General features: G+C 67.8%; 4 protein-coding genes. 3 read left to right on the top strand and 1 reads right to left on the bottom strand.

All coding sequences use genetic code 11. The features are described from left to right. A partial coding sequence (locus BIS11_RS14635; RefSeq protein ID WP_253586396.1) for a phosphatidylserine decarboxylase occupies nucleotides 1-256 on the top strand: 256 nt, incomplete at its 5' end. Here the strand turns inward: BIS11_RS14635 and BIS11_RS14640 are convergent. Continuing rightward, nucleotides 237-896, bottom strand: coding sequence for a TetR/AcrR family transcriptional regulator (locus BIS11_RS14640; RefSeq protein WP_253422655.1), 660 nt, complete (start codon nucleotides 894-896; stop codon nucleotides 237-239). The two genes, BIS11_RS14635 and BIS11_RS14640, sit on opposite strands and share 20 nt — an antisense overlap. A 174-nt stretch (nucleotides 897-1070) precedes the next feature. Between BIS11_RS14640 and BIS11_RS14645 the strand changes: the two genes are divergently transcribed. Together BIS11_RS14645 and BIS11_RS14650 are read left to right on the top strand one after the other, a co-directional pair. Beyond that, a complete protein-coding gene (locus BIS11_RS14645; protein ID WP_253422658.1) occupies nucleotides 1071-2171 on the top strand; it encodes an HlyD family secretion protein in 1101 nt (366 codons plus the stop codon). Continuing rightward, the coding region (locus tag BIS11_RS14650; RefSeq protein WP_253586397.1) for an MFS transporter at nucleotides 2168-2671 on the top strand (504 nt) is incomplete at its 3' end. The genes BIS11_RS14645 and BIS11_RS14650, both read left to right, overlap by 4 nt.

Genomic DNA, 2671 nt, shown 5'->3' on the forward strand with positions numbered 1-2671 from the left:
GGCGATGGTGGTGGCCGCCATCGAGACCGTGTGGGCGGGCCAGGTCACGCCGCTTTCCGGCACGCCCGAGCGCACCCGCTTCGATCGTCCGATCACGCTGGCACGTGGCGAGGAGATGGGGCTTTTCAAGCTGGGCTCGACGGTGGTGATGTGCTTCGAGAACCCGGTCGACTTCTCGGCGTATCCGCCGGAGACGCTGGTGCGCATGGGCCAGCGCCTGGGGGAGCCGCCGAGCCTTACGCCCTACCCCGCCTGACGCCGGCCAGAAATATCTCCACGCAGCGCCGGGCGCGGGCATCGCAGCGCGCCTCGTCGATATCGAGGCGACGCCCGAGCAGCGCGTTGATGTGCCACTCGCCCAGCAGCATGCCCATGAAGATCCCCGCCGCCTCGCGGGGGTCACTCAAGCCCAGCACGCCATCCTCCACCTGATCGGCCAGATAGTCGGCCAGGGCCTGGCGGGTGTGGTCCGGGCCGCGCACCAGAAACAGTTCGCCAAGCTCCGGGGCGCGCTCGGCCTCGAACGCGAGCCCGCGCACCAGCCGGATGACGCCGGGATCGAACACCAGCAGCAGCATACGTCGACCCAGCTCACGAAGCACCTGCTCCGGGGCCTGGCGATCCCGCCGCCCCTCTTCCAGCACCGCCCAGGCGGTTTCGATATGGCGCTCCATCGCCGCGGTGAAGAGCCCTTCCTTGCTGCCGAACTGCTTGTAGAGCGTGGCGAGCGACCCCCCGGCCCGGGCGACCACGTCGCTCACGCTGGCGCCCGCATAGCCCTGCTCCAGAAACACGTCCCGCGCGGCGTCGAGCAGCCGCTCGCGTCGTACCTGACCACGCGTGCTGGGCGCCTGTGAAGGCTCGTTTTCCGTACCGCAAGTGTCACCTCGAACCATGTCGTCTCCTTCATCGAGCAGCGAACGCCGCCGTTGATCCAGCCGCGACCCGACAATTCATGAGTCTCCCTCGAGCCACGGATTCATGTAGATATGTAGTGTAACCTTCATTACACTATACTGCGTGCAATGATCGGCGCAATGCCGCTGCTTTCAACGAGGACGAACATCACCATGGCCAGCCACGAACGCGAAGGCGATACCCCCGAGCACCCTACCGCCGAGCCCCGAAAGCGCGGACGCAGATTGATCGTGGTCGTCATCGCCATCGCCGCCCTGGCGGCCCTCGCCGGGTGGGCGGTGAACTGGTGGCAGGTGGGGCGCTTCATGATCGATACCGACAACGCCTACGTGCGCACCGACAGCGTCGCGGTGAGCGCCGAGCTCTCGGCGCGGGTGGTCGACGTCGCGGTGCGCGAAAACCAGCGTGTCCAGCGCGGCGACCTGCTGGTGCAGCTCGACGACGCCGGCTACCGCGACCAGTTGACCCAGGCCCGGGCACAGCAGGCGGTGGCCAGCGCATCGCTCGCCCAGGCCCAGCGCCAGGCGGAGCTTCAACAGGCGGCCATCGATCAGGCGTCGAGCCAGGTGGAGGCCGCCCAGGCGGAAGTGGACCAGGCGCAGGCGCACCTGAGGCGTTCGAGCTCGCTCGCCGCCAATAACTACGGCTCGCGCCAGCAGCGCGAGGATGACCAGAGCGCGCTGCGCGTGGCCCAGGCCAACCTGGCGAGCCGCCGCGCCGGCGTGGTGTCCGCCCAGCGCCAGCTGGCCGTGGCCGAAAGCGATATCGCGCGCGCCGAGGCAAGCCTGGAGGCCGCCGAGGCGGATCTCGCCTACGCCCAGCACCAGCTCGACAAGACCCGCATCGTCGCCCCGCGCGACGGGGTGATCGGCAACCTGCGCATAAGAGCCGGGGCGCTGGCCCAGCCCTCGCTCACGCTGCTGCAGCTGGTGCCGATCGAGTCCGCCTACATCAGCGCCAACTACAAGGAGACCCAGCTCGAACGCATTCGCCTCGGCCAGCCGGTCGCCATTCACCTGGACGCCTACCCGGACATCACGTTCGAAGGCGTGGTCGATAGCCTGTCGCCGGCCACCGGCACCGAGTTCAGCCTGCTGCCCCAGGACAACGCTACCGGCAACTTCAACAAGATCGTCCAGCGCGTGCCGGTGAGAATCGCGGTGACCGGCCCGGCGGAATCGCTCGGGCTTCTGCGTGCCGGACTTTCGGCGATTCCCGAAATCGACACCCGCGAGCTCGACCCCGCCCGATGAACACGCCGGCAACGCCTCCCCAGGGCGCGACCGACATGCCGCCCTGGCCTCAACGCATCGGCTTCATCGCGGCAGTGTTCGGCATGTTCATGGCGATCCTGGATATCCAGATCGTCGCCAGCTCGCTCAACGAGATCCAGTCCGGGCTTTCGGCGAGCCAGGACCAGATCTCCTGGGTGCAGACCTCCTACCTGATCGCCGAGATCGTGATGATTCCGCTGTCGGGCATGCTGATGCGCATCCTGTCGACGCGGGTCGCCTTCACTCTCTCCTGCGCCGGCTTCACCCTGGCGAGCCTGGGCTGTGCGCTGGCGGGCTCGATCGAACAGTTGATCGTGCTGCGCGCCATTCAGGGCTTCATGGGCGGGGCGATGATCCCCATCACCCAGGCGATCAGCTTCTCGATCTTTCCCCGCCGGGTGATGGGCAGCGTACAGGCGGTGATCGGCATGGTGGTGACCATGGCGCCGTCGATCGGCCCGACCATCGGCGGTTACATC

It is taken from the genome of Halomonas sp. 707D4, from assembly GCF_024158685.1.
Classification (GTDB): Bacteria; Pseudomonadota; Gammaproteobacteria; order Pseudomonadales; family Halomonadaceae; genus Vreelandella.